This window comes from Vogesella oryzae (assembly GCF_902829295.1).
GTDB classification, from domain to species: Bacteria; Pseudomonadota; Gammaproteobacteria; order Burkholderiales; family Chromobacteriaceae; genus Vogesella; species Vogesella oryzae.
Genome location: NZ_CADEPL010000005.1, coordinates 1 through 25,870, shown reverse-complemented (window position 1 = coordinate 25,870; position 25,870 = coordinate 1). Strand labels below are relative to the sequence as shown.

The following is a 25,870-nucleotide window of genomic DNA, read 5'->3' as shown; positions in this document are numbered from 1 at the left end:
TCTCCAGCCTGCCGCCGCTTACTTCTGCAGGTCCAGATAACGCCAGCTGGTGTTCAGCAGCGGGTGCAGCTTAAGCCCTTTCACATACGGCTGCGCCAGCGTGCTGCGTACACGGATGTCGCCGAAGATCCATGGTTGTTGCGCCACCACGATCTTGTTCATCGCGTCGTACAGCTTGTTGCGCTCCGGTCCGTCCGGCAGCTTGAGCGAGGCTTCGAACAGGCGGTCATAGTCGGCATTCTTGAAGTCGGCGGCGTTGGAATCGCCGGCGTTCTTGCTGTACAGCAGCTGCATGAAATTCTCGCCATCCGGGTAATCGGCTCCCCACGCCATGCCCCACATCTGCAGTTTGCCCTGCTGGTTGGCCTTGGCCAGTTCGTTCCATTTGCCCAGCTTGAAATTGAGATGGATTTTCAGCTTGTCGAAGGCTTGCTGCCAGTATTCGTTCCACTGCTTGTTCAAGGCCGTGGTGCCGCTGGCCAGCTCGACTGCCAGCGGTTTGCCATCCGGGCGAATGCGGTAACCATCCTCACCGATGCGGTAACCGAAACGGTCGAGCAGGGCGTTGGCTGCGGCCGGGTCGTACTTGGGCGCGCCACGGAATGCCGGGTTGTGGCCGGCTACCCCGGCCGGCACAATGTAGTTCATCGGCACGGCCTGGCCACGGCGGATGGCGGCAATGGTTTCATTTACCGGGAAGGCCATGGCGATGGCGCGGCGCAGGGCGATCTTGTCCTTGCTGTCGCCGCCGACCACCGGGTCCTGCATATTGAAGAAGTGGAAGTTGACCTCCGGCATCTGCTGGCGTTGCAGTTGCATGCCCTGGCGCGCGTACTTGTCGGCCAGTTTCACGTCGAGCGGATTTTTCGGGTTGATTACCAGCGCGTCCTGCAGTGCCGCCTGCGGAATGCCGCTGACGTCCAGCTGGCGGTTGAGGAAGGACAGCCACAGCGGCTGTTCTTCCTCGATGATGGCTACTTCCACGCGGCCAACTCTTGGCAGGGTTTTGCCCTGCAGCGCCTTGACGACGGCCCTGTCTACAGGGTCGTTGCCGGGCACGCTGTCAAACACCACTTTGCGATAGCCCGGGTTGGCTTCCAGCACGATCTTGCTGCCGGGTTTCCATTCCTTCAGCAGGTAGGGACCGGTGCCGACCGGATGGGCATTGGTATTGTCGCGGTTGGCTTCGATGACCTCCCGTGCCACCGCGCCAAATGCCGGCATTGCCAGAATGGACAGGAAGTTGAAGTTGGTCTCGGTCAGGGTGAGCTGCAGGGTGTATTTGTCGACTACCTTGATACCCTCTACCGGGGTGTCGTAATTCAGCGCGCCCTTGCCGGCGGCTTTTACCAGCTCGTCGGCGCCGACAAAGCGGCCATCGACCAGAAAACTCCACGGCGAGCGCACGGTGGGATCGAGATGACGTTTGATGCTGTAGGCGTAATCGGCTGCGGTCAGCTCGCGTTTCTTGCCCTTGAAGGCGGCGTCGTCGGCAAAGTAGATGCCGGGCTTGATGTGGAAGGTGTAGACCTTGCCGTCAACCGAGACGCTGGGCAATGTGCTGGTGTTGGCCACCAGCTTGGCTGGCCGCGCCAGATAGTCGTAGCTGACCAGCGGATCGTAGATGTTTTCATTAATTGCGCTGGAATAAAGGTCCGAAACCTTGGCCGGGTCAAAGCCGGTTTCCGGGGCATTCATTGCCACGTGCAGTACCTTGTTCATATCGGCTGCAGTTGCCGGCAGCAGGGTGCATGCGGCCAACATGGCGAGCAGGGCGTGTTTGTTCATGATGGCTCCTCGTCTTTTGTCTTTATTTATAGTCTGCTAATAATCGCGGCTTTTGGGCGCCAGCATGCGCCGGTGATAACAGCTGGACCAGCTTAATGCAAGCGGCGCGCCAGCACTGCTTCTCAGCCACTGGCCGATGGGGCAGGCGGGCCGAGCCGGGCCAGCATATCCTGCAGCAACTCGATCAGCACGCGCACCTTCATTGGCAGGTAGCGCCGTGCCGGATATACCACGTAGACATCGGCGCTGCGGGTGCGATAGTCGGTCAATAGCGGCTGCAACTGGCCCTGGCGCAGCGCATCCTCCAGCAGAAAGCGTGGCTGGTGCAGGATGCCCATGCCGGCCACGGCCGCGCTGACCAGCACATCGCCGTTATTGCTCTGCAACGGGCCATCTACCGCAACCGCAATTTCCTCTTCACCATGCCAGAAGCGCCACGCCTGTGCCTGGCTGCCCTGCTGGTAACGCAGGCAGCTGTGCTTGAGCAGATCCTGCGGTGTTTCGGGTGTGCCGTTGGCCGCCAGGTAGGAGGGCGCGGCGCACAGCAGCATGTCGATGCGCCCTAGCGGGCGGGCGATCAAGCCGCCACCCAGGGGCTGGGTGCTGATACGCAGCGCCAGATCAAAGCCATCCTCCACCAGATCCACCTGCCGGTCGGACAGTTCCAGCTCCACCTGCAGCAGCGGGTGGCGGCAGCGCAGTTCTGCCAGCCAGTCCCCCAGATAGCGCATGCCGAATGACAACGGCGCCGCCATGCGCAGGGTGCCGCGCGCCTCCATGCTCTGCTGCATGGCCGCAGCATCGGCTTCCTCCAGCTGTGCCAGTACCAGCGCAGTGCGGCGGGCGTAATCCAGCCCGGCTTCGGTGAAGGCCAGACGGCGGGTGGTGCGCTGGATCAAGCGGGTGCCCAGCTCCTGCTCCAGCGCGCTGACGTATTTGCTGACCATGGCGGTGGACATTTCCAGCCGCCCGGCGGCGGCGACAAAACTGCCACTCTCGTGAATGGTGTGGAACACGCGCAATGCCACCAGTTTGTCCATGATTGTTTCTTTTTGGTAATGAATTCATTGCTTCAATAGCGGTTTATTTGCTTTAAGGCAAGGTGTTTAATGAACTCATCGCTGTGACACGCAGCACCCCCAACCGAAAGGAAAGCATCATGATCGATACCCGCACCGCGCCTTATGCCGCCCTGCTGCTGCGTCTGGCTCTTGGCATCATGTTTATCTCCCATGGCCTACTGAAGGTCCTGGTATTCACCCCGGCGGGAACGGCCGGCTATTTCCAGAGTATCGGTCTGCCGGGCTGGCTGGGCTATGTCACCATCGTGGCCGAACTGGGTGGTGGCGCGCTGATCCTGCTCGGCGTGGCCGCACGTCAGGTGTCGTTGCTGCTGGTACCCCTGTTGCTGGGCGCGGCCATTTTCGGCCACGGCGGCAATGGCTGGGTGTTCAGCAACCCGGGCGGTGGCTGGGAATACCCGGTGTTCCTGGCGATAGCCGCACTGGTGCAGGCGCTGCTGGGTGATGGTGCGCTGGCACTGAAGCCACTGGGCCGCAAGGAACGCTGAAAACTGCAGATAATTTGAACCGATTTTGTTGAATCGCGGCGCGGCCAACTGGCCGCGTTGTTTTGCCGGAGCATTACCATGTCCATCGCCCCACTGTTTATCTCGCACGGCGGCCCGGATGTGCTGATCAACGCCTCGCCGGCCCGCCATATCTGGCAGGCCCATGCGGCCGGGCTGCCGCGTCCGCGCGGTATCGTCATCATGTCCGCGCACTACCTGGCGCTGCAGCCACTGGTGGGCAGTGCCGCCCAGTGGCGTACGGTGCATGACTTTGGCGGCTTTCCCCGCGAGCTGTATCGTCTGAGCTATCCGGCGCACGGCGATGCGGCGCTGGCGCAGACGGTCAGTAATGCGCTGTCCGCTGCCGGTATCGCCCACCAGCAGGATCCGGCCGATGGCATGGATCACGGTGCCTGGGTACCGCTGCTGATGATGTATCCGGAGGCGGATATTCCGGTAGTAACGCTGTCTACGCTGCCGCGCCAGGACGCTGCAACACACTACCGATTGGGGCAGGCGCTGGCCGCGCTGGCCGAGCAGGATATTCTGATCATCGGTTCCGGCAGTGTTACCCACAATCTGTATGCGCTGGGTGCACCGGATACGCCGCCGCAGCCATGGGCTCAAGCCTTTGCCGACTGGATCGCGCAGCGTGTGCAACAAGGCGACGTTGACTCGTTGCTGGACTGGCAGGCGCAGGCGCCGTTTGCCCGCCAGAACCACCCGACCGACGAGCACCTGCTGCCGCTGTTCTTCGCACTGGGGGCTGCCAATGGCAAGCTTGGCCGCAGCCTGCATCGTGGCATCGAGTATGCGTCAGTCACCATGGATGCCTGGGTGTTTGATGCTGTAAACTCTTAGGTAGTCGTGCCCGGTTTTACGGGTAAAAAGCTCCCGTGGGGGAGCTTTTTCTATTTGGCGGCAGTCCAACCAAGTGTAGTTAGGGCAGACGGATTGGTGGCGACAAGTTTTCAAGTTACTGTTGGCGTGCAACTGGTTGGTTAATAAGTTTTAACCTGTAGTTGAAAAAAACTGCATTCTGACTTCGAATAATTGTACTGTTCCGCACCTTTGGCCTTCCTATAGTTACCCCATCAGAACAACTCGCAAATAGCCGCGGTAGCCTGCAGAGTGGGCGTGTGTTTTAGAAAACCAAATTTCTGCGGTGGTCAACGACGAGGTAAGGGGGAGGGTCTGACAAGTGCAGCTAGACCTGGAAAGGAAGCATCATGAAAAAGCTGATACTGCTCGCTTCTCTTTTTACCTTATATGCTGGTGCAGCCTTGGGCGCAGTTGTTCCGACAACGGATGACTCGCAAGATTCGGCAACAATGCTGACCAAACGTGAGAGCAGCGATTCGTTATACATCGCCAAACGTGAAAGTAGTGACCCGTTCTACATCGCCAAACGTGAAAGTAGCGACCCGTTCTACATCGCCAAACGTGAAAGTAGCGACCCGTTCTACATCGCCAAACGTGAAAGTAGCGACCCGTTCTACATCGCCAAACGTGAAAGTAGCGACCCGTTCTACATCGCCAAACGCGAAAGTAGCGACCCGTTCTACATCGCCAAACGCGAAAGTAGCGACCCGTTCTACATCGCCAAACGCGAAAGTAGTGACCCGTTCTACATCGCCAAACGTGAGAACAGTGATTCTTGGTACATCGCCAAGCGTGAAAACAGTGATAGCTGGTACATCGCCTGACTTCTTCTGTCGTGGTGGTTGGCAATCTGGTCACCAAGACGTCTAACTTCAAAAAGCCCGCGAGTCGGGCTTTTTGAATTTTTCTGACACGCTGCTGTCACAATCAATCGCCATGTGCATTGCACAATGCAATTTTCATAATTATACTCGCCATCCTCACTGAAGACCTGTTCGAATATTCGGAACAACTGTTTCGAATATTTGCACTTTATCCTAGTTTAGATAGTAACTATAGTTACTACATAGCAAGACATAACAAGCATATAAAGGTGATCCGCTCGTGAGCTAGCGGGCTACCATCTACATGAACAAGGCGGAAAAACTGAATAAGACGGCGAGCAACTGTCACGCCACATATTGATAAAGGATTTGATCATGAAAAAACTGCTTCTCATTGCCTCCATTTTTGCTGCCTTTGCTGGTGCTGCCCAAGCTGAAACTGTTGCCCAGCGCGAATCCGGTGATGCCCGCTACATCGCCCAGCGCGAATCCGGTGATGCCCGCTACATCGCCCAGCGCGAATCCGGTGATGCCCGCTACATCGCCCAGCGCGAATCCGGTGATGCCCGCTACATCGCCCAGCGCGAATCCGGCGATGCCCGCTACATCGCCCAGCGCGAATCCGGTGATGCCCGCTACATCGCCCAGCGCGAATCCGGTGATGCCCGCTACATCGCCCAGCGCGAATCCGGCGATGCCCGCTACATCGCCCAGCGTGAAACCGGTGATGCCCGTTACATTGCCTAATCACTGTCAGGTTTAAAACATGAAGCCCGCAACTGCGGGCTTTTTATTTGGAACCACCGGCCGGTGCTAGCGACTTGATGCCTACACCGCCCGTTGCAGCCAGTTGACCAGCGGCTGTCCCCGCCGCAGGTGTCGATCATGCGGTGGCAGCACCAGGTAGTAGCCTTTGCCGGATGGCACGGTACGGCGGCAGGGAGTGATCAGACTGCCGTCACGCAGGGCATCCTGCACGATGAACGGGTCCACCAGCGCGACGCCCAGGCCGTGGCGGGCGGCTTCGATGCCCATTACGTCGGCGTCGAACAGCAGTTCCTTCTGTCCCTTCGGCCATGCCGTGCCCAGCCACAGCTCCCAGTCGTGGCGGTCGCGGCTGGTGTGGATCAGGGTGTAATCGGCCAGTTGTTCGATGCTCAGCTGGCTGTTGCCCTTCAGCAGGGCGGGGGAGGCGACCGGGGTCAGGACTTCGCGGTGCAGCAGCTCGATGTTGACGCCGGGCCAGTCGCCCTCGCCGTACTGGATGGCCAGATCGAACAGGCCCCAGTCGAAAGCCGGCTTTTCTTCCCATACCGTGCTGACGTTGATGTCCAGATCGGGAAACTGCGCCTTGAAGTCCTGCAGCTGCGGTACCAGCCAGCGCACGGCAATGGAGGGGGGCGACTTGATGCGGATGCTGTGCTGGCGCTGGCTGAGCTGCTCGCAGGTATCGCTGATCTGCTGCAGCGCATCGTGCAGGCAGTGCTGCAAGGTGGCGCCTTCCGGCGTCAGCGCGATGCCGCGCTGGCTGCGGATCAGCAAGGGAAAGCCGAAGTGCTCTTCCAGATTGCGCACCTGGTGGCTGGCCGCGCTCTGGGTCAGGTACAGCGTTTCGGCGGCCTTGGTAAAGCTTTGCAGGCGGGCAACTGCTTCAAAGATACGCAGGGCATTGAGCGGCGGCAGTTTGGTCATCGGGCAGCGGGGACAAAGTGTTGTCCGCCACAATCTGCCGTATCGGCAGCCGGCTCGTCAATGCGCACTGCAACTCTTCGCTGATGGTGCCGCAGCGCCAGGCGATCTCGTCGCAGCTGAGACGCGCATCGCCCCACAGCGTGACTTCGTCGCCGATGCCGACTTGCGGCAGTGTCGTCAGGTCGATGGCCAGCACATTCATTGCCACGCGGCCAACCAGCGGTACCCGTTGGCCGCAGACCAGTACCGGCGTACCGCTGGGTGCCGCGCGCGGGTAGCCGTCGCCGTAGCCGGCGCCGACGATGCCGATGCGCATCGGTTTCTCGGCGGTAAAAGCGGCGCCGTAGCCGATGCTGTCACCCGGCTGCAGCTCGCTGGTGTGCACGATGCGGGCGGCAAAGCGCATTACCGGTCGCAGGCCGTCGAGCCACAGACTGGTATCCGGGTAGAACGGATTGTTGTTGTACAGCAGGCCGCCGAGGCGCACCGCGGTGCCATGGGTCAGCGGCGCGCGCAGGGTGGCGGCACTGTTGGCGGCGGTATACGGCAGCCCGGTGGCATCCACCACCTGCATGAAACGCTGCCACGGCGTGTCCAGCTTGATGGCCAGATCGTCGGCGCAGGCGAAGTGGGTCATCAGCCCGGCGACATCGCAGCCCAGCGCGCGCAGTTCCGCCACCACGGAGATGGCGCGTTCCGGCACGAAGCCGAAGCGGGTCATGCCGGTATTCACCTTGACCCACACCCGCAAAGGTTGGCCGCAACTACGCAGCCATTGCAGCTGGTGTTCGGAGCGCACCACCACGTCCAGTTGCCAGGCATGCGCCTCTTCCAGCTCGCGCGGTTCGATGGCGCCTTCCAGCAGCAGGATCGGTGCGCGCACGCCGGCATGGCGCAGTGCCAGGGCATCGTCCAGATTGATCAGCGCGAAACCGTCGGCTTGCGGCAAGGCCTGTGCCACCCGCAGCAGGCCGTGACCATAGCCATTGGATTTCACCACCGCCCACACTTTGGTGTGCGGCAGCTGGCGCTTGGCCTGGGCGTAATTGTGGCGCAGGGCGGGCAGATTGATTTCGGCGTAGGCGGTGCGGGTCATGGCGGGGCTTTCATGCCGGGCAGGGCACCCGGCAACAAGGAGGCTGGAGAGTGGCCGGCAGTACACCGGCCACGATCAGGCGCTTACTTGAACGGATAGATGTCGTAGCTGAAGTACTTGTTCTGGATCTTCTTGTAGCTGCCGTCGGCCAGAATCTTCTTCAACGCGGCATTCCCCTTGGCGAGCAATTCCTTATTGCCTTTCTGAACCGCCATGCCGCTGCCCATGTAGTACTTGGGATCGTTGTAGACCGGGCCGACAAAGGCGTAACCCTTGCCCATCGGCTTTTGCAGGAAGTCCTCGTCACCGACGTTGGCATCCAGGTACACCGCATCCAGGCGCTGGTTGGTCAGGTCGAGGAAGCTGTCGGTCACCTTGCTGTACAGCTTCAGCTTCACGCCTTTCGGTACCCACTTGGCGGTAGCTTCCTCGCGCTGGATCGAGGTGCGCAGCACGCCGATGGTCTTGCCCTTGAACCAGGCATCGTCGACCTTGGTACCCTGTTTGGCGACCAGGCGGCCCGGAATGTTGAAGTACATATCGCTGAAGTCCACCGCCTTGGCACGTTCTGGGGTGATGTTCATCGAGGCGATGGCCATGTCGAACTTTTTGGCCTGGACTGCGGGGATGATGCCGTCGAAGTCCATGGTGCTGACTTCGCACTGCAGCTTGGCTTCGGCGCAGATGGCGCGGGCGATGTCCGGATCGAAGCCGACGATGCTGCCATCCGGGTTGACCTTGGAGAACGGCGGGTAGCTGACATCGGTAACGATGCGCACGGTCTGGGCAGTGGCCAGCAGCGGCAGGGAGCACAACAGGGACAGCGCGAGGACATGCTTGCAGTTCATGACGATCTCCATTTCTCTTTTGTAGTCGCGGCGATCTGGGCCGTTGAAGCTAGGCTAATCGCACGCTTGTGGTGTCACAAATGATTAATCACCATTGGGGCATGAGATAAATTCATGTTGTGCCGGCGGTGGCGGAATGTAAAAAACCCCGCGCAGGGCACGGGGTTTTTGTAGCGATATGCGGCCAACGTTGGCCGCAGACATCAGTTCTTGAACGGGTAGATATCGTTCTTGAAGTACTTGCCCTGGATCTTCTTGTAGGTACCGTCGGCCAGAATCTTCTTCAGTGCCACGTTGATCTTGGTCAGCAGCTCCTTGTTACCCTTCTGCACGGCGATGCCGCAACCCTGGTAGTACTTCGGGTCGTTGAATACCGGGCCGACAAAGGCATAGCCCTTGCCCTTCGGGGTTTTCAGGAAGTCTTCCTCACCCACGGTGGATTCCAGGAATACCGCATCCAGACGCTGGCTGGACAGGTCCAGGAACGCATCGGTGATCTTGCCGTAAATCTTGATGCTGGCGCCCTTCGGCTTCAGTTTGGCATTGCCTTCCTGTTCCTGCACCGCGCTACGCAGCACGCCGATGTTCTTGCCCTTGTACCAGGCGTCGTCGATCTTGGTGCCTTCCTTGGCCAGCAGGCGGCCCGGCACGTTGAAGTACATGTCGCTGAAGTCCACCACCTTGGCGCGGTCCGGAGTGATGCTCATCGAGGCGATGGCCACGTCGTATTTCTTGGCCTGCAGCGCCGGGATGATGCCGTCAAAATCCATGGCCTTCAGGTCGCACTGCAGCTTGGCCTCGGCGCAGACGGCGCGGGCGATGTCCGGATCGAAACCGGTGATGCTGCCGTCGGCAGACTGCTTGGAGAACGGCGGGTAGCTGACATCGGTCACGATGCGGACTACTTCGGCCTGGGCCAGGGCGGGCAGGGGCACACAGGGCACCAAGGGCGAGTGCTTGCTTGAAGTTCATGAAGTCTCCTTTGGGGGTAACGGCGTCTTTGCGCCAATTGCCTGACTGTTCTACCGCATCCATCCGGCAACGGCTAATGACGGAGGCAAATGTATATATATTTGTCGCTTATCGGAAAGGCGGACAGAAAAAAGCCCGCGCACTGTGGCGCGGGCTGCACGGCCGGACAAAAACGGCCGCCGTGCTTCAGCGGGTGATCGGCTTGTAGCGGATGCGCTTGGGCTTGGCACCTTCCTCGCCCAGGCGTTTCTTCTTGTCGGCTTCGTATTCCTGATAGTTGCCGTCAAAGAAGGTCCACTGCGATTCGCCTTCCGCCGCCAGGATGTGGGTGGCGATACGGTCGAGGAACCAGCGGTCGTGGGAAATCACGAACACGGTGCCGGCAAACTCCAGCAGCGCGTCTTCCAGCGCGCGCAGGGTTTCCACGTCCAGGTCGTTGGACGGTTCATCCAGCAGCAGCACGTTGCCGCCCTTGAGCAGGGTCTTGGCCAGGTGCAGACGGCCGCGCTCGCCACCGGACAGCATGCCCACCTTCTTCTGCTGGTCGCCGCCCTTGAAGTTGAAGCGGCCGAGATAAGCACGGCTGGACATCTCGAACTTGCCCACGGTGAGGATGTCGGCGCCGCCGGACACGTCCTCGAACACGGTCTTGTCGCCTTCCAGGCCTTCGCGGCTCTGCTCGACAAAAGCCATCTGCACGGTCTGGCCGATTTTCACCGTACCGGCGTCCGGCTGTTCCTTACCGGCAATCATCTTGAACAGCGTGGATTTACCGGCGCCGTTGGGGCCGATGATGCCGACGATGGCGCCCGGCGGCGCCTTGAACGACAGGTTGTCGATCAGCAGGCGATCGCCAAAGCCTTTCGATACGCCGTCGAACTCGATGACTTCGTTACCCAGACGCTCGGCTACCGGGATGAAGATTTCCTGGGTTTCGTTGCGCTTCTGGTGTTCGAAGCTGGACAGTTCCTCGAAGCGGGCGATACGCGCCTTGGACTTGGCCTGGCGGCCTTTCGGGTTCTGGCGCACCCATTCCAGTTCCTGCTTCATCGCCTTCATGCGCGCGGCTTCACCCTTGGCTTCCTGCTCCAGGCGGGTCTCCTTCTGTTCCAGCCAGCTGGAGTAGTTGCCCTTCCACGGAATGCCTTCGCCGCGGTCCAGTTCCAGAATCCACTCGGCGGCATTGTCTAGGAAGTAACGATCGTGGGTGACCGCCACCACGGTGCCGGGGAAGCGCACCAGGAACTGTTCCAGCCACTCCACCGATTCGGCGTCCAGGTGGTTGGTCGGTTCGTCCAGCAGCAGCATGTCCGGCTTGGACAGCAATAGCTTGCACAGTGCCACGCGGCGTTTTTCACCACCGGACAGCGGGCCGATCTTGGCATCCCACGGCGGTAGGCGCAGCGCGTCGGCAGCCAGTTCCAGCTGCAGTTCGATATTGTCGCCGGCACCGGCGGAGATGATGGCTTCCAGCTTGGCCTGTTCCTCGGCCAGCGCGTCGAAGTCGGCATCCGGCTCGGCGTAGGCAGCGTAGACTTCTTCCAGGCGTTTTTGCGCGCCCATCACGTCTCCCATGCCGCTTTCCACTTCCTCGCGCACGGTTTTTTCCGGGTCCAGTTGCGGTTCCTGCGGCAGGTAGCCGATGTTCAGGTTCGGCTGCCACTGCACTTCGCCGTCGTATTCCTTTTCCACGCCGGCCATGATCTTCAGCACGGTGGACTTACCGGCGCCGTTCAGACCCAAGAGGCCGATCTTGGCGCCCGGGAAGAAGGACAGCGAAATGTCCTTGATGATCTGGCGCTTGGGCGGGACGATTTTGCTCACGCGGAGCATGGACATCACGTATTGGGCCATGGTGTTTGGTTTACCCGTAAACAGTTGGCAATAAAAAAGTCAGCCGCCGATTTTAACAGCGGCACAGGGGTTGCGGCCAACCTTGGCCGCGGCGTTACTGGCGGGCAGTACGCACATTGGCCGGCGCGCTGGCGGCCTGATCGTTGCTGCGCCACGGGTTGATGTCCAGCCCGCCGCGGCGGGTGTAGCGCGCGTACACCGTCAGCTTGCTCGGTGCGCAGGCACGCAGCACGTCGACAAAGATGCGCTCCACGCACTGCTCGTGGAATTCGTTGTGCTGGCGGAAGCCGATCAGGTAGCGCAGCAGGGTTTCGCGGTCGATCTGCGGGCCGGTATAGCTGATCTGTACGCTGCCCCAGTCCGGCTGGCCGGTGACCAGACAGTTGGATTTCAGCAGCTGCGAACTCAGCGTCTCGCTGACGATGTTGGCCGCATCGGCCTTCAGCGCATCCGGACACGGCGCGTAGTTGTCCACCGCGATGTCCAGCTCGTCGATGCACTCGCCGCGCAGTTCCACGATCTGCTCGCGGGCAAACTCGGCGGGGGACAGCAGGCTCACCGTCACCTTGCCGCCGGCGGCGTTGGACAGGTCCAGCTCCAGCTGGCCGGCGACCTGCTGCCAGCTGTCGATGCGGGTCTGGTTATAGCTGTTCAGATACAGCTTGAACGACTTGGATTCGATCAGCCGCGGGCTGTCGGCCGGAATGCGGAAGGTGGCGATGGCCACCTGCGGCTTGCCCTTGCCGTTGAGCCAAGACAGCTCGTAGCCGGTCCACAGGTCGACGCCGGCAAACGGCAGCGCGCCTTCGGCCACGCCGATCTCATCGCGCTTTTGCTGGCGGGCGATGGGGAACAGCAGGCTGGGGTCGTAGTGGTCCTGGTAGTCTACTTTCTTGCCCAGCGGGGAGAATTCCGGGGTGTAAGTCGGGTTCATGTCGATTCCTCGTGCTGCGGCCAACCCGCAGGTTGGCCGCATGTTTTGTTCTAGTCTGCCGCCGTCAGCGGCACAAGCGGGGCTAGATCACCCTGCGCATGAACTGCTGCGGGCGCAGCCCCTGGGCGAACAGGGCGCCAAAGTAGGCGATCGCCCCGACCACGACCAGCAGCAATAGCCATAGCGCGCGCTGCCAGCTATGACCATGCCAGTCGATGGCAAAGCCGGCCTGGATGGCAAGCAGCACGCCGGCCATTACCGCGCAGGCAACCAGCAGCTGGCGGATGAAGCGCCCCCAGCCGGTGTCCGCGCGGTAGATGCCGTGCTTTTTCAGCTGGTAGTACAGCAGGCCGGCATTCAGGCAGGAAGCGAGGCCGATGGACAGCGACAGCCCGGCGTGGGCCAGCGGGCCGATAAAGGCCAGGTTCATCAGCTGGGTGGCGATCAGCGTGGTGATGCCGATCTTCACCGGCGTCTTGATGTTCTGGCGGGCGTAGAAGCCGGGTGCCAGCACCTTCACCACGATCAGGCCGGTGAGGCCCACCGCGTAGGCGATCAGCGCGCGCTGGGTCATGTCGGCATCCAGTGCACTGAATTTGCCATACATGAACAGGGTGGCGATCAGCGGCTTGGACAGTACTGCCAGCCCGACTGAAGACGGTACCGCCAGCAGCAGCGACAGGCGGATACCCCAGTCCAGCAGGTGGCTGAACTCCTCGCGCGCCTCGTCGCCACGCGCGGCGTACTTGGACAGCGACGGCAGCAGGATGGTCCCCAGCGCCACGCCCAGCACGCCGGTGGGAAACTCCATCAGCCGGTCGGCGTAGTACATCCACGACACGCTGCCGGAGGCGAGGAAGGAGGCGAAGATGGTGTTGATCACCAGCGACACCTGGGCGATGGACACCCCGAGGATGGCCGGGCCCATTTTCCGGATCACGCGCCACACCGCCGCATCACGCAGGTTCAGTCGTGGTAGCGGCAGCATGTCGAGTTTGCGCAGGTGCGGCAGCTGGTAGGCCAGCTGCGCGATGCCGCCGAAGAACACCGCCCAGCCCAGCACCAGTACCGGCGGGTGGAAATACGGTGTCAGCAGCAGCGAACAGACAATAAAGGAGATGTTCAGCAGCGTGGGCGTGAACGCCGGCACCGAGAAGCGGTTCCAGGTATTGAGCACGCTGCTGGCCAGCGACGACAGCGAAATGAACAGAATATAAGGAAAGGTGATGCGCAGCAGCTCGCTGGTCAGGTCCATCTTGCCCTGGTTGTCGGCAAAGCCCGGGGCGGTGATCCAGATGATCCACGGTGCGGCCAACATGCCCAGTGCGGTGACCACGGCCAGGACCAGGGTCAGCGTGCCGGTAATGTGCGACAGGAATACGCGGGTGGCTTCTTCGCCGCGCTGCTCCTTGTATTCCGCCAGCACCGGCACGAACGCCTGCGAGAAGGCGCCTTCGGCAAAAATACGGCGCAACAGGTTGGGCAGTTTGAAGGCGACAAAAAAGGCATCGGTCGCCAGGCCAGCGCCAAATATGCGCGCGGTAATCGTGTCACGCACGAAGCCGAGAATGCGCGACACCAGGGTCATGCTGCTGACTCTGGCCAGGGCTTTTAGCAAGTTCATGTTTTGATTGGGTGTGGGCTGGTTTGAACGGCAAAATGGCCGCCAGTTTACGCGGCTGGGTTTGTTGTTGCAAAACCTCATGTTAGGGCTTAGAATCGCCGGTTTCAGATTCCGCTCATCAGGAGAAACACATGGCTAACAGCGCACAAGCTCGCAAGCGTGCACGCCAGGCTCTCAAGCAGCGCGCGCACAACGCCAGCCTGCGTACTGCATTCCGCACTGCAGTTAAAAAAGTAATCAAGGCTGTTGAAGCTGGCGACAAGGCTGCTGCTCAAGTCGTTTTCCACGCTTCCACCAAAGTCATCGATCGTATCGCTGACAAGGGCGTGTTCCACAAGAACAAGGCCGCTCGCCATAAGAGCCGTCTGTCCGCCCAGATTAAGGCAATGGCTGCCTAATCTGCCAAAACGGCAAAAGAATACGCAAAGGCTCCGCAATCGCGGGGCCTTTTGTGTTTCTGGCGCCGGTAAGGGCAACAAAAAACCCGCAGCGCTGCGGGTTTTTTGTTTGTCGGTTTGTGCCGGTTTACAACTCTACGTCGCCAGCCAGTAATGCCGCCGCCTGGCGCGCCATTTCGCCTTCTTCGTCGGTGGCCAGTACGTAGGCGTGGCGCGGGCTGCCGGTGGCAGTGAGGCGGGTGGCGTGTGACAGGTTGGCCGCAAGGGCGGCTTCGAAGCCCAGCCACGCCCGCTGTTTCAGGATGCGACCGCGCACTTCCGGCGAGCGCTCGCCGATGCCGGCGGTGAACACGAGGGCGTCCAGCCCGCGCATGGCGGTGGCCAACGATGCCACCTCGCGCGCGGCGCGATAGCAGAACAGCTCCACCGCCTCGCGGGCGGATTCCTGTTTGCTGGCTAGTAGTTCGCGCATGTCGGCGGACAGGCCGGACACGCCGAGCAGGCCGCTCTTCTTGTACAGCTCCTGCCGTACAGCCGCCACGTCCATGCCGGCGTGCTCCATCCAGTACAGCACCACTTCCGGGTCCAGATTGCCGGGGCGGCTGCCCATCATCAGCCCGTCCACGGCGGAAAAGCCCATGCTGGAGGCAATGCTCTGGCCTGCATGCAGCGCGCAGGCGCTGGCACCGCTGCCAAGGTGCAGTACTACCACGCGGGCATCGGCCAGGCCCAGCTCAGGCAAGTGGCGGGCGATGGAGGCATATGACAAACCATGAAAGCCGTAGCGGCGGATGCCGGCGTCGTGCCAGTGGCGGGCAATGCCGAAGCGGGTGGCGATGGCCGGTTGCCGCGCATGGAAGGCGGTGTCGAAACAGGCGATCTGCGTCAGTTGCGGGTCGAGGCGGGCGAAGGCGGACATCACCGCCAGGCTGACCGGCTGGTGCAGCGGCGCCAGCGGAATCAGCGCCGCCAGATCATCCAGCACGCTGGCGGTGAGAACCACCGGCGCGTGGTAGTGCTCGCCGCCATGCACCACGCGGTGTGCCACCGCCAGCGGCTGCAGCGCGTGGTCGGCCAGCAGGTTGAGCATGGCCCCGATTGCCTCGTCGCGGCTGCCACTCGTCAAGGTCAGCTGCTCGCGCTTGCCGGCGGCATCCAGCGTCAGCGTGCTGCCTTCCGCACCGAAGTGATCCACCATGCCGCGCGCCAGCAGCGTGCGGCCATCGGCTTCGTAGGCGCGGAATTTCAGGGTGGCGGAACCGGCGTTGACGGCGATCAGGGCCTTACTCATGGGTCAGGCTTTCTTGTGGCTGGCGGCTAGCACGTTGGCCACCGCTGCCGACGCGATGCGGCCGGCGGCATCATCGGCGCGGCTGGTGAGGATAATGGGCACGCGTGCGCCCATCACGATGCCGGCGCTGGCGGCCGCCGCCAGGTAGGTCAGCTGCTTGGCCAGCATATTGCCGGATTCCAGATCCGGTACCAGCAGGATATCCGGTTCGCCGGCTACCGGGGAGGTAATGCCCTTGGTGTCGGCCGCCTCGTGCGAGATGGCGTTGTCGAAGGCCAGCGGACCGTCCAGTATCCCGCCCTTGATCTGGCCGCGATCGGCCATCTTGCACAGCGCGGCGGCATCCAGCGTGGAACGGATCTTGGGATTGATGGTTTCCACCGCCGACAGGATCGCCACCTTGGGCTGGGCAATGCCCAGTGCATGGCACAGGTCGATGGCGTTCTGGCAGATGTCGCGCTTGGCTTCCAGCTCCGGTTCGATATTGATGGCGGCATCGGTAATGAACAGGTAGCGCGGGTAGCTTTCTACCTTCATCACGAACACATGGCTGACGCGGCGGTCGGTGCGGATGCCCTTGCTGCGGTCCAGCACTGCGGCCATGAATTCGTCGGTGTGCAGGCTGCCTTTCATCAGCATGTCGGCAAAGCCGCCACGGACCAGTGCCACCGCGCGTTCGGCGGCAGCGTGGCTGTGTTCGACGTCGATGACTTCGAAGCGGCCGAGGTCGATGTCCAGTGTGGCGGCCAACTTCTGCAGTTTGGCTTGCGGTGCCACCAGAATGGGGGTGGCAATACCCTGTTCGGCGGCCTCGACGGCGCCCAGCAGGGCCTCGGTGCTGCACGGATGGGCTACCGCCATCGGGCGTGGTCCGTTGGCGCGGGCCTGCTCGATGATGTCGGCAAAAGCGTGTTCGTCGCGGGTCATGATTGCTTCCTGGTTAGGACGGGACGTTGGCCGCATCAGGCCATGATGTTGAAGCCGCCATCGACGTAGATAACCTCGCCGGTCAGCGCGCGTGCCGCGTCGGATACCAGGAAGGCGCAGACGTTGCCGACATCTTCAATATCGACCAGCCGGTTCTGCGGTGCATGCTCGATTGCACTGTCGATCAGCCGGTCGAAGTGGGCGATACCGCTGGCAGCGCGGGTTTTCAGCGGCCCCGGTGATACCGCATGCACGCGGATGCCCCTGGCGCCCAGCTCGTGTGCCATGTAGCGGGCGCTGGATTCCAGTGCCGCTTTCACCGGCCCCATGATGTTGTAGTTTTCCACCACCTTGTCGGCACCGTAGTAGCTCATGGTGATCAGCGCGCCGCCATGCGGCATCAGTGGCTCGGCCAGCCGCGCCATCTCGATGAAGGAGTAGCAGGATACGTGCATCGCCTGCTGGAAGCCGGCCAGCGAGCAGTCGGTGACGCGGCCGTGCAGGTCGTCCATCGGGCAGTAGGCAATCGAATGGATGACGAAATCCAGCTCGCCCCAGGTTTCGCCAATGGCGGCGAAGACTTTTTCCAGCTCGCCGGGGATTTCCACATTCAGTGGCAGCACCAGATTGGCATCTACTGTTTCGGCCAGCGGGCGCACGTATTTCTCGGCTTTGTCGTTGAGGTAGGTGATCGCCACTTCGGCGCCCTGCTCATGCAGGATCTTGGCGCAGCCATAGGCAATGCTGTTCTGGTTGGCGATGCCGACGATCAGGCCGCGTTTGCCGGCCAGCGGACGGTGTGCTTGGGTCATGGAGTGCTCCTGGGAACTGGCTTGCCAGTAGGATGAAAGATGGATCGAGAGTCGATGCTGCCGCGTGCCTGTTGCAGTGCCATGAATCCGTTTTTGTATTGGCGTATCAGTCGGATATAATCGCCGGTTTGGCAGCCGAGACTTGTCCTTACGACAAGCTGGCCCCATTATTCTGAACTGTTTGTTGCAGTGCGATTTGATGCACTGCAATATAGTTCGATAATCCCCGTGGTTGTAGTTGGAGTGGTAAAACATGCCGATTTACGAATACCGTTGTGATGCCTGTGGTGCTCAAAAGGAACATCTGCAGAAGATGAGCGATGAACCGATCGCACAGTGTCCGTCCTGCGGCAGCAGTGATTATGCCAAACAATTGTCCGCCGCCGGTTTCCAGCTCAAGGGCAATGGCTGGTATGTGACTGACTTCAAGAACAGTGGCAGCGGCCCGGCCTGTGGCAGCGGCGGCTGTGGTGGCGGTGGCTGTGCCTGAAGCCAACATGAAACACATCAAGATGACCCTGCGCGGCTATCTGGTGACCGGGATCCTGATCTGGTTGCCGATCGCCATTACGCTGTGGGTGCTGAACCTGATCATCGGCACGCTGGATCAGACCATCAACCTGTTGCCGCGCTCCTGGCGTCCGGAAAGCCTGTTCGGTTTCGATATTCCGGGGTTGGGGGTAGTGCTGGCGTTTGCCGTGCTGGTGGGGACCGGTTTCATGGCGGCCAACGTGCTGGGGCAGCGGCTGCTGGACCTGTGGCAGCTGATCCTGACCCGCACTCCGGTAGTCAGCACCATCTACAACAGCGTGAAGCAGGTCAGCGATACCTTGCTGTCCGACTCCGGCCAGGCGTTCCGCAAGGCGCTGCTGGTGCGTTTCCCGCATCAGGGCGCGTGGACGGTGGCTTTCCAGACTGGCGCACCGAGCGGCCAGTTGAAGGAAGAGCTGGGTGAGGAGGATCATGTCAGCGTATATGTGCCGACCACGCCCAACCCGACTTCCGGCTACTTCATCATCGTGCCAAAAAGCGAGACCCGCGAGCTGGACATGAGTGTGGACGAAGCACTGAAATACGTGATTTCGATGGGGGTGGTGGCGCCGCCTGCTCCCGCCGCCGCCCGCTCGCAACAGAGCGACGAGCGAAATTGACAGGGTTGGCCGCAGGCTTGCGGCCAACCCTGCTTCCGCGCCGGCTCCCGTTATCCGAACTACCCGAATTCAACACATAAGGCATTGCAATGCGTACCGATTATTGCGGACTCATCGACAAGAAATACCTCGGCCAGACCGTTACGGTAAAAGGCTGGGCCCATCGTCGTCGCGACCATGGCGGCGTGATCTTCATCGACCTGCGTGACCGTGAAGGTCTGGTGCAGGTGGTGATCGACCCGGACACCCCGGAAGCGTTCCAGACTGCCGACAGCGCGCGTAACGAGTTCGTGCTGTCCATCACCGGTATCGTGCGCGAGCGTCCGGCCGGCACCGCCAACAGCAAGATGATCTCCGGCGAGATCGAAATCCTGGCCAAGGAAATCGAAATCCTGACCGCTGCGGCCACCCCGCCGTTCCAGATCGACGACGAGAACCTGTCCGAGAACGTACGCCTGACCAACCGCGTCATCGACCTGCGCCGTCCGGCGATGCAGAAGAACCTGCGTCTGCGCTACAAGGTAGCCATGGGCGTGCGTAACCACCTGGACAAGCAGGGCTTCATCGACATCGAAACCCCGATGCTGACCCGCTCCACCCCGGAAGGCGCCCGCGACTACCTGGTACCGTCCCGCGTGCATCCGGGCGAGTTCTTCGCGCTGCCGCAATCGCCGCAGCTGTTCAAGCAGCTGCTGATGGTGGCCGGCTTCGACCGCTACTACCAGATCACCAAGTGCTTCCGTGACGAAGACCTGCGTGCCGACCGCCAGCCGGAATTCACCCAGATCGATATCGAGACCTCGTTCCTGAACGAGGACGAGATCATGGACATCACCGAAAACATGGCGCAGGAAATCTTCCGCGACGTGATGGGCGTGGAACTGGGCAAGTTCCCGCGCATGACCTACGCCGATGCCATGTACTACTACGGTTCCGACAAGCCGGACCTGCGCGTATCCCTGCAGTTCACCGAACTGACCGACGTGATGAAGTCGGAAGAGTTCAAGGTGTTCCGCGGCGCCGCCGACATGGCCAACGGCCGTGTGGTTGCCCTGCGCGTACCGGGTGGTGCCACCATCAGCCGCAAGGAAATCGACGACTACACCCAGTTCGTCGGCATCTACGGCGCCAAGGGTCTGGCCTACATCAAGGTTAACGATGTCACCAAGCTGAACGAAGAGGGCCTGCAGTCCCCGATCGTCAAGTTCCTGTCCGCCGACGGCATCAAGGCCATCATCGAGCGTACCGGTGCCCAGAACGGCGACATCATCTTCTTCGGTGCCGACAAGGCCAAGGTGGTGAACGAGGCGATCGGCGCGCTGCGCATCAAGATCGGTCACGAGCGCGGTCTGGAAGGCGGCTACTTCGTGAAAGAATGGCGCCCGCTGTGGGTGGTGGACTTCCCGATGTTCGAGCATGACGAGGAAGACGACCGCTGGACCGCCTGCCACCATCCGTTCACCAGCCCGAAGCCGGGCCATGAAGACCTGATGGACACCGATCCGGGCGCTTGCCTGGCCCGTGCCTACGACATGGTGCTGAATGGCTGGGAAATCGGTGGCGGTTCGGTGCGTATCCACCGTGCCGAAGTGCAGGAGAAGGTGTTCGCCGCGCTGAAGATCACGCCGGAAGAGCAGCAGAACAAGTTCGGCTTCCTGCTGGACAACCTGAAGTTCGGTGCGCCGCCGCACGGTGGCCTGGCCTTCGGTCTGGACCGTCTGGTGACCCTGATGGCTGGTGCCGAGTCGATCCGCGACGTGATCGCCTTCCCGAAAACCCAGCGTGCCCAGTGTCTGCTGACCAACGCCCCGGGCGCGGTGGACGAGAAGCAGCTGCGCGAACTGAACCTGCGCCTGCGCCAGAAGGCCGAGCCGACCGCCTAAGGTTGGCCGCATGCCAGTGCACAACGGACTCCCGCGGGAGTCCGTTTTTACTTGTCTGGCATCTTGAAATCGTGGCGGCAGCTACTATCTTGAGACGCACACCACAGGCAATTGCCTGTCGCTATGGTTGGAATTGGCAATTTCAATTTGAGTGTGCCGGCAGGCTGCGTTTATAACCCGTCAGCAGCCGGCATGCACCGGACATCGACCCATTACAGCAAGTCATTTACCCAAGGAGATTCTCATGGCCGTACTCGTAGGCAAGCAAGCCCCGTTCTTTGATGGTTCCAAAGCCTTCTCCGCCGTGCTGGGCAACGGCGAGATCGTGGACAACTACTCCTTCAAGGATGCTACCGCCGGCAAATACACCGTAGTGTTCTTCTACCCGCTGGACTTCACCTTCGTGTGCCCGTCCGAACTGATCGCCTTCGACCACCGCCTGGCCGAGTTCAAGGCCCGTAATGTGGAAGTGATCGGCGTGTCCATCGACAGCCAGTTCAGCCACGCAGCATGGCGCAACACCCCGGTAGAAAAAGGCGGTATCGGCCAGGTTGGTTACACCCTGGTGGCCGACATCCAGCACGACCTGTGCAAGGCCTTCGATGTTGAAGCCGACGGTGGCGTGGCCTTCCGCGGTTCCTTCCTGATCGACAAGTCCGGCGTGGTACAGCACCAGGTTGTCAACAACCTGCCGCTGGGCCGCAACGTTGACGAAATGCTGCGCATGGTTGACGCCCTGCAGTTCACCGAAGAGCACGGCGAAGTGTGCCCGGCTGGCTGGAACAAGGGCAAGAAAGGCATGAAGCCGTCCGCCGAAGGCGTGGCTTCCTACCTAGCTGAAAACGCCGCCGCCCTGTAATCGACGCCTGGCTGCGGCCAACGTTGTGAGCAGTAAAAAGCCCTGCCATCCGGCAGGGCTTTTGTCGTTTGGCCGCCGATTACTGCGCGGCCAACATGCGCCGCAACGGTCCGGCCTGCAGCAGCGCGGTGAGCACGCCGATGGCGGCGCACAACCACCACAGCATGGCGCCGCCGAACTGGCCGTAAGCCCAGGTGCCCAGCGCCGGCGCATACAGTGCCCGACCGCTCCAGGCCGCGTTGTAGATGCCGAGATAGCGGCCACGCTGGCGTCCTTCCGAGCGCAACATCACCAGTGTCGACCAGGTGGGCGACATCAGCAGCTCGCCGATGGTCAGTACTACCATCGCCAGTAGCGCCCACAGCGGCTGCTGGCCGGCATTGAGCAGCAGGAAGCTGCACCCCATGCACAGCACCGACAGCTGCGAGCAGCGCGCCAGCCCCCAGCGGCCAACCCGGCGGGCGATCCACACCTGCAGGCACACCACCATCAGGCCATTGAGGGTGAACAGGTAGCCGATCCATTCCGGCCCCAGACCGTAATGCTGGCGCAGGAACAACCCCAGCGTGCCGTACATCTGGTCGAATACCGCCACGATCAGCAGCAGGCCAAGCAGAAACTGCAGGAAGGCCAGGTCGCGCCATGGCGAGCCGCTAGTGTCTGCCGCGGCAGTCGCGTTGTGGCTATGTTTTGCCGGCAGGGCAATGCCATAGTGACGATAGGCCCAGACCATCCAGCCGCAAGCCAGCATGCTGCACAGGCCCTGCGCAATGAATACCCAGTGGTAGCCGTAATGCGCCAGCAGGCCGCCGGTGATGCCGGCCAGCGAGGTGCCGAGGTTGAACGCCACCCGGTACATTCCTTGCGCGGTTGGCCGCTTGTCCGGGCTGCACGGCTCCAGTGCCAGCCGCATATTGCCGGGACGGAAGCCGCCATCGGCCAGACCGGCCAGTAGCAGCAGCGGCACAAATGCCCATACCGGCAGCGGTAGCGCCAGACATAAAGTGAAGATGCCGCCGGCCAGCAACAGCGCGGCAGTCAATTTGCGGGCGTCCAGCCGGTCAGACAGCGCGCCGCCGGCATAGGCACCGGCCAGGCAGCCCAGTCCGTAACAGCTCATCAGCAAGCCGATGCTGCTGTAGGACAACTGGTAGCGTTCCAGAAAGAACAGCGGCAGGAACAGTTTGGCGATGCCGCCCATGGTGTTCAGCAGGGTGGCGACCACCTGGATGTAGACCGAGGGCGGCAGGCCGCGAAACGGAGAGGCAATGCGGCGCCCGAGGGTAAGGGCTAGGGTGGCTGGCATGGGGTTTCCTTGTGGGAGACGAGGTGCCCGCACTGGCGGGTGGGCAGGCTGCCCGCCACAAGATTAACCCGTTATGCATGAAAAGCGGGGGCACCGCGCAAAACGCTGCGTTCCGAAGCCGGAACAGCACGGCGCCTGAAATCAGGGATGATTACTGCCGGCGCAGCAGCGGCTGCAGTGCCGGCAGTACATTGGCCACCATGCGTGGCTGTGCCGCCGCCAGCGGGTGGATACCGTCATTCTGGAACTGGCTCAGATCACGCTCGAAACCGGCGACCAGCAACGGTACCAGTGTGGCATGCTGCTGTTTCGCCACCTCGCGGTACACCTGCTGGAACTTGCTGCCGTATTCGGGGCCATAATTTGGCGGCAGCGCCATGCCGACCAGCATCACCCGTGCCCTGGCAGCCTTGGCCAGCCGCACCATGGCGTTGAGGTTGGCCTGCATTTCGCTTAACGGCAAGCCGCGCAGACCATCATTGCCGCCCAGTTCCAGCACCAGCACATCCGGCTGGTGCTGTTGCAGCACCGCCGGCAGACGGTTGAGGCCGCCGGCAGTCGTTTCACCGGACAGACTGGCGTTGATCACCGTATGCTGTTTGCCTAGCTTGTCCTGCAGCAGCTTGACCCAGCCTTGTGCCGGATTGATGCCGTAGCCGGCAGAAATGCTGTCGCCGAACACCACCACGCGGGCAGCCTGTGCGACCGGTGCGGCGATGGCCAGTGGCAGTAACAGGCAGCACAGTGCCAGACGGCGGCAGGCGCTGGACCATAACTTGAATCGACCAGACAACATGAACACTCCTTCGCAACAAGACGTCATTCTCGGCGCGCGCCACGTAGCGCGGCAAGTGGATTACCACGGCCAGACGCTGGATATCCTGCATGATGTGTCGCTGGCGGTGCGCGGCGGCGAGAGCGTCGCCATCGTCGGTGCCTCCGGCAGCGGCAAATCCACGCTGCTGGCCATTCTGGCAGGGCTGGACAGCGCAAGTTCCGGCGACGTGGCGCTGGCCGGCCAATCGCTGACGGCGCTGGACGAAGACGGCCGCGCCTTGCTGCGGCGCCGGCATGTCGGCTTCGTGTTCCAGAACTTCCAGCTGCTGCCGCAGCTGACCGCGCTGGAAAACGTGATGCTGCCGCTGGAGCTGGCCGGCCGCCGCGATGCCCGCGAGGCCGCTACCGCGATGTTGCAGCGGGTCGGGTTGGCCGCACGGCTGGCGCACTACCCGCGCCTCCTGTCCGGCGGCGAGCAGCAGCGGGTGGCGCTGGCGCGCGCCTTCGTGATGCGGCCAACCGTGCTGTTTGCCGACGAGCCGACCGGCAATCTCGATCCGGCCACCGGCAGCCAGATCGTGGCGCTGATGTTCGAACTGAATGCCGAAGCCGGCACCGCGCTGGTACTGGTGACCCACGATGCCGAGTTGGCCGCACGCTGCAGCGCCATCTACCGGCTGGAGGACGGCAAGCTGCAGCGGAGTGCGGCATGAGCGCCGGCAGCCTGCGACTGTCGCTGCGCATGGGCGCGCGGCTGCTGTGGCGCGAGATGCGTGCCGGCGAGCTGACAGTGTTGCTGTTCTCGCTGCTGGTGGCGGTAGCGGCGATGAGCAGCGTGGCGTTTTTCTCCGATCGCATCGACAACGCGCTGACGCGCCAGGCCAGCCAGCTGCTGGCGGCCGATCTGGTGGTCAATAGCCGCAATCCGGCACCGCCGGCCTGGCAACAACAGGCCGCGGCGCGGCAGCTGAAAACCGCGCACAGCGCCAGCTTCCCGTCGATGGTGTTTGCCCGCGACCAGGCCACGCTGGTCACCCTCAAGGCGGTGGATGGCGGCTATCCGCTGCGCGGCAATGTACAGCTGCGCACCGCCGCCGGCAGCCGACAAGGTGCGCTGCATCCGGCATCAGGCGAGGTGTGGGCGGATGGCCGCCTGCTGCAGAAGCTGGGTTTGCAACTGGGCGACGAGCTGCGGCTGGGGCAGCGCAGTTTCCGGCTGACGGCAGAAATCCTGCGCGAACCGGACGGCGCGGTGGACCTGTACAACTTTGTGCCGCGGGTGATGCTGAATCTGGCCGACCTGCCGGCTACCGGCCTGGTGCAGGAAGGCAGTCGCGTGCGTTACCGGCTGTTTATCGCCGGCGAGGCGCCGGCGGTGGCGGCGATGCGGCTGTGGCTGGCACCGCAGCTGCCGGCCGGTGCGCGGCTGGAAGACATCGAGGAAGCGCGGCCGGAAATCCGCGCGGCACTGGAGCGGGCGCGTCGCTTCCTCGGCCTGTCGGCGGTACTGTCGGTCACGTTGGCCGCGGCGGCGGTGGCACTGGCGGTACGGCGTTATCTGAACCGGCACTGGCAAAGCGTGGCGATGTTGCGCGCCTTCGGCCAGACCAGCCGCGAGGTGGCCACGGTGTGGGGCAGTCTGCTGCTGTGGCTGGCGCTGCTGGGTGGGGTATTGGGCACGCTGGCCGGTTACGGCGTGCAGGCGCTGCTGATCTATCTGGCGCGGCAATGGCTGGGGGAGGGCTTGCCACCGCCGGGTTGGCTGGCCTGGCTGTCCGGGCCGCTGTCGGCGCTGATCCTGCTGGCCGGCTTCGCCTTGCCGCCGCTGCTGGCGCTGCGCAAGGTGCCGGCGTTGGCGGTATTGCGTGCCGATCTGCCGCGTAGCGGCCGCTCGCTGCTGGCGCCGTTGCTGGCGTTGGCCGCATTGCTCGGCCTGGCGGCATGGCAGGTGGGTGATGCCACGCTAGCGGTCTGGCTGCTGGGCGGGCTGTTCGGCTTTCTGGCGGTGGTGGCGCTGCTGGCCTGGGCGCTGGTATGGGCATTGGGGCGCTATGCCAGTGGCAGCCAGAGCGGCTGGCGCCACGGGCTGACCAATCTGGCGCGGCGGCCGGCACTGGCGGTACTGCAGGTGGCGGCGCTGGCGGTGAGCCTGATGGCGCTGCTGACGCTGCCCGTGGTGCGCGACGATCTGATCGGCGCCTGGCAGCGCTCGCTGCCGGCGGATGCGCCGGATACGTTCCTGATCAATCTGCAGCCGCCGCAACGCGATACGCTGGCCGGGCTGTTCCGCATGGTTGGCCGCACGCCGCCGGCCATGTTGCCGATGACCCGGGCGCGCTTGCTCAGCATCAACGCCCGCGCGGTAAAGGCAGAGGATTATGC

Annotated in this window: 25 protein-coding genes; 11 read left to right on the top strand and 14 right to left on the bottom strand. The window is 62.3% G+C overall.

From position 1 onward, the window contains the following. Positions 1-18 precede the first annotated feature (18 nt). Both HU218_RS01880 and HU218_RS01875 read right to left on the bottom strand, forming a co-directional pair. The gene (locus HU218_RS01880; protein WP_217450687.1) at positions 19-1,788 is read right to left on the bottom strand and encodes an ABC transporter substrate-binding protein; all 1,770 of its coding nucleotides are present in this window, start codon (positions 1,786-1,788) and stop codon (positions 19-21) included. 122 nt (positions 1,789-1,910) lie between these two features. After that, positions 1,911-2,828, bottom strand: a complete 918-nt coding sequence (locus HU218_RS01875; RefSeq protein ID WP_174873253.1) for a LysR family transcriptional regulator — start codon at positions 2,826-2,828, stop codon at positions 1,911-1,913. A 119-nt stretch (positions 2,829-2,947) separates the two neighbouring features. Between HU218_RS01875 and HU218_RS01870 the strand changes: the two genes are divergently transcribed. The 4 genes from HU218_RS01870 (at position 2,948) to HU218_RS01855 (ending at position 5,811) form a co-directional block, all read left to right on the top strand. Further along, the gene (locus HU218_RS01870) at positions 2,948-3,358 is read left to right on the top strand and encodes a DoxX family protein (protein ID WP_174873252.1); all 411 of its coding nucleotides are present in this window, start codon (positions 2,948-2,950) and stop codon (positions 3,356-3,358) included. Between the two features lie 78 nt (positions 3,359-3,436). Beyond that, entirely contained in the window at positions 3,437-4,219 is a 783-nt protein-coding gene (locus HU218_RS01865) for a DODA-type extradiol aromatic ring-opening family dioxygenase (RefSeq protein WP_174873251.1), read from the top strand. A 470-nt stretch (positions 4,220-4,689) separates the two neighbouring features. Continuing rightward, positions 4,690-5,064, top strand: a complete 375-nt coding sequence (locus tag HU218_RS01860; protein ID WP_174873250.1) for a hypothetical protein — start codon at positions 4,690-4,692, stop codon at positions 5,062-5,064. Positions 5,065-5,439: 375 nt separating this feature from the next. Next, the gene (locus tag HU218_RS01855; RefSeq protein ID WP_174873249.1) at positions 5,440-5,811 is read left to right on the top strand and encodes a hypothetical protein; all 372 of its coding nucleotides are present in this window, start codon (positions 5,440-5,442) and stop codon (positions 5,809-5,811) included. An 81-nt stretch (positions 5,812-5,892) separates the two neighbouring features. Here the strand turns inward: HU218_RS01855 and HU218_RS01850 are convergent, their stop codons facing one another. The 7 genes from HU218_RS01850 to murJ all read right to left on the bottom strand — a co-directional run bounded on the left by HU218_RS01850 (position 5,893) and on the right by murJ (position 14,084). Beyond that, entirely contained in the window at positions 5,893-6,756 is an 864-nt protein-coding gene (locus HU218_RS01850; RefSeq protein WP_174873248.1) for a LysR substrate-binding domain-containing protein, read from the bottom strand. Next, complete coding sequence (gene alr, locus HU218_RS01845) at positions 6,716-7,852, bottom strand: alanine racemase (protein ID WP_174873247.1); 1,137 nt, start codon at positions 7,850-7,852, stop codon at positions 6,716-6,718. The genes HU218_RS01850 and alr overlap by 41 nt, the downstream gene beginning before the upstream one ends. An 83-nt stretch (positions 7,853-7,935) precedes the next feature. Further along, positions 7,936-8,700, bottom strand: coding sequence for a transporter substrate-binding domain-containing protein (locus HU218_RS01840; protein WP_174873246.1), 765 nt, complete (start codon positions 8,698-8,700; stop codon positions 7,936-7,938). A gap of 203 nt (positions 8,701-8,903) precedes the next feature. Further along, a complete protein-coding gene (locus HU218_RS01835; protein WP_246210696.1) occupies positions 8,904-9,635 on the bottom strand; it encodes a transporter substrate-binding domain-containing protein in 732 nt (243 codons plus the stop codon). A gap of 223 nt (positions 9,636-9,858) precedes the next feature. Next, entirely contained in the window at positions 9,859-11,526 is a 1,668-nt protein-coding gene (ettA, locus tag HU218_RS01830) for an energy-dependent translational throttle protein EttA (protein ID WP_174873244.1), read from the bottom strand. A gap of 94 nt (positions 11,527-11,620) precedes the next feature. Beyond that, a complete protein-coding gene (gene queF, locus HU218_RS01825; protein ID WP_174873243.1) occupies positions 11,621-12,460 on the bottom strand; it encodes an NADPH-dependent 7-cyano-7-deazaguanine reductase QueF in 840 nt (279 codons plus the stop codon). A gap of 82 nt (positions 12,461-12,542) precedes the next feature. Next, positions 12,543-14,084, bottom strand: a complete 1,542-nt coding sequence (murJ, locus tag HU218_RS01820; RefSeq protein ID WP_174873242.1) for a murein biosynthesis integral membrane protein MurJ — start codon at positions 14,082-14,084, stop codon at positions 12,543-12,545. A 131-nt stretch (positions 14,085-14,215) separates the two neighbouring features. On the opposite strand from murJ, the gene rpsT reads away from it, so the two are divergent. Continuing rightward, positions 14,216-14,482 carry a 30S ribosomal protein S20 gene (rpsT, locus tag HU218_RS01815; protein ID WP_174873241.1) on the top strand — a complete coding sequence of 89 codons (267 nt, stop codon included), beginning with the start codon at positions 14,216-14,218 and terminating at the stop codon, positions 14,480-14,482. A gap of 127 nt (positions 14,483-14,609) precedes the next feature. Here rpsT and HU218_RS01810 read toward each other — a convergent pair whose 3' ends face one another. Genes HU218_RS01810 through fabI form a run of 3 tightly spaced genes read right to left on the bottom strand, consistent with a single transcriptional unit; the run spans position 14,610 to position 17,512 of the window. Beyond that, a complete protein-coding gene (locus HU218_RS01810) occupies positions 14,610-15,773 on the bottom strand; it encodes an acetate/propionate family kinase (RefSeq protein ID WP_174873240.1) in 1,164 nt (387 codons plus the stop codon). A 3-nt stretch (positions 15,774-15,776) separates the two neighbouring features. Beyond that, positions 15,777-16,700: a phosphate acetyltransferase gene (locus HU218_RS01805; RefSeq protein WP_174873239.1), complete on the bottom strand. Its 924-nt coding sequence runs from the start codon at positions 16,698-16,700 to the stop codon at positions 15,777-15,779. Positions 16,701-16,735: 35 nt separating this feature from the next. Continuing rightward, complete coding sequence (fabI, locus tag HU218_RS01800) at positions 16,736-17,512, bottom strand: enoyl-ACP reductase FabI (RefSeq protein ID WP_174873238.1); 777 nt, start codon at positions 17,510-17,512, stop codon at positions 16,736-16,738. A 253-nt stretch (positions 17,513-17,765) separates the two neighbouring features. On the opposite strand from fabI, the gene HU218_RS01795 reads away from it, so the two are divergent. The 4 genes from HU218_RS01795 (at position 17,766) to HU218_RS01780 (ending at position 21,405) form a co-directional block, all read left to right on the top strand. Further along, positions 17,766-18,002 (top strand): FmdB family zinc ribbon protein, encoded by a 237-nt coding sequence (locus tag HU218_RS01795; protein WP_174873237.1) that lies wholly within the window; start codon positions 17,766-17,768, stop codon positions 18,000-18,002. 7 nt (positions 18,003-18,009) lie between these two features. Beyond that, on the top strand, positions 18,010-18,663 hold the full coding sequence (locus HU218_RS01790) for a DUF502 domain-containing protein (protein WP_174873236.1): 654 nt from the start codon (positions 18,010-18,012) through the stop codon (positions 18,661-18,663). Between the two features lie 89 nt (positions 18,664-18,752). After that, positions 18,753-20,546 (top strand): aspartate--tRNA ligase, encoded by a 1,794-nt coding sequence (gene aspS, locus HU218_RS01785; RefSeq protein WP_174873235.1) that lies wholly within the window; start codon positions 18,753-18,755, stop codon positions 20,544-20,546. 244 nt (positions 20,547-20,790) lie between these two features. Further along, positions 20,791-21,405, top strand: coding sequence for a peroxiredoxin (locus tag HU218_RS01780; protein WP_174873234.1), 615 nt, complete (start codon positions 20,791-20,793; stop codon positions 21,403-21,405). A 79-nt stretch (positions 21,406-21,484) separates the two neighbouring features. Here the strand turns inward: HU218_RS01780 and HU218_RS01775 are convergent, their stop codons facing one another. Continuing rightward, positions 21,485-22,711 carry an MFS transporter gene (locus HU218_RS01775; protein WP_174873233.1) on the bottom strand — a complete coding sequence of 409 codons (1,227 nt, stop codon included), beginning with the start codon at positions 22,709-22,711 and terminating at the stop codon, positions 21,485-21,487. 151 nt (positions 22,712-22,862) lie between these two features. Beyond that, on the bottom strand, positions 22,863-23,507 hold the full coding sequence (locus HU218_RS01770) for an arylesterase (RefSeq protein ID WP_174873232.1): 645 nt from the start codon (positions 23,505-23,507) through the stop codon (positions 22,863-22,865). Between HU218_RS01770 and HU218_RS01765 the strand changes: the two genes are divergently transcribed. Both HU218_RS01765 and HU218_RS01760 read left to right on the top strand, forming a co-directional pair. Continuing rightward, positions 23,506-24,201 carry an ABC transporter ATP-binding protein gene (locus tag HU218_RS01765; RefSeq protein ID WP_174873231.1) on the top strand — a complete coding sequence of 232 codons (696 nt, stop codon included), beginning with the start codon at positions 23,506-23,508 and terminating at the stop codon, positions 24,199-24,201. The two genes, HU218_RS01770 and HU218_RS01765, sit on opposite strands and share 2 nt — an antisense overlap. Beyond that, a partial coding sequence (locus HU218_RS01760) for an ABC transporter permease (protein ID WP_174873230.1) occupies positions 24,198-25,870 on the top strand: 1,673 nt, incomplete at its 3' end. The genes HU218_RS01765 and HU218_RS01760, both read left to right, overlap by 4 nt.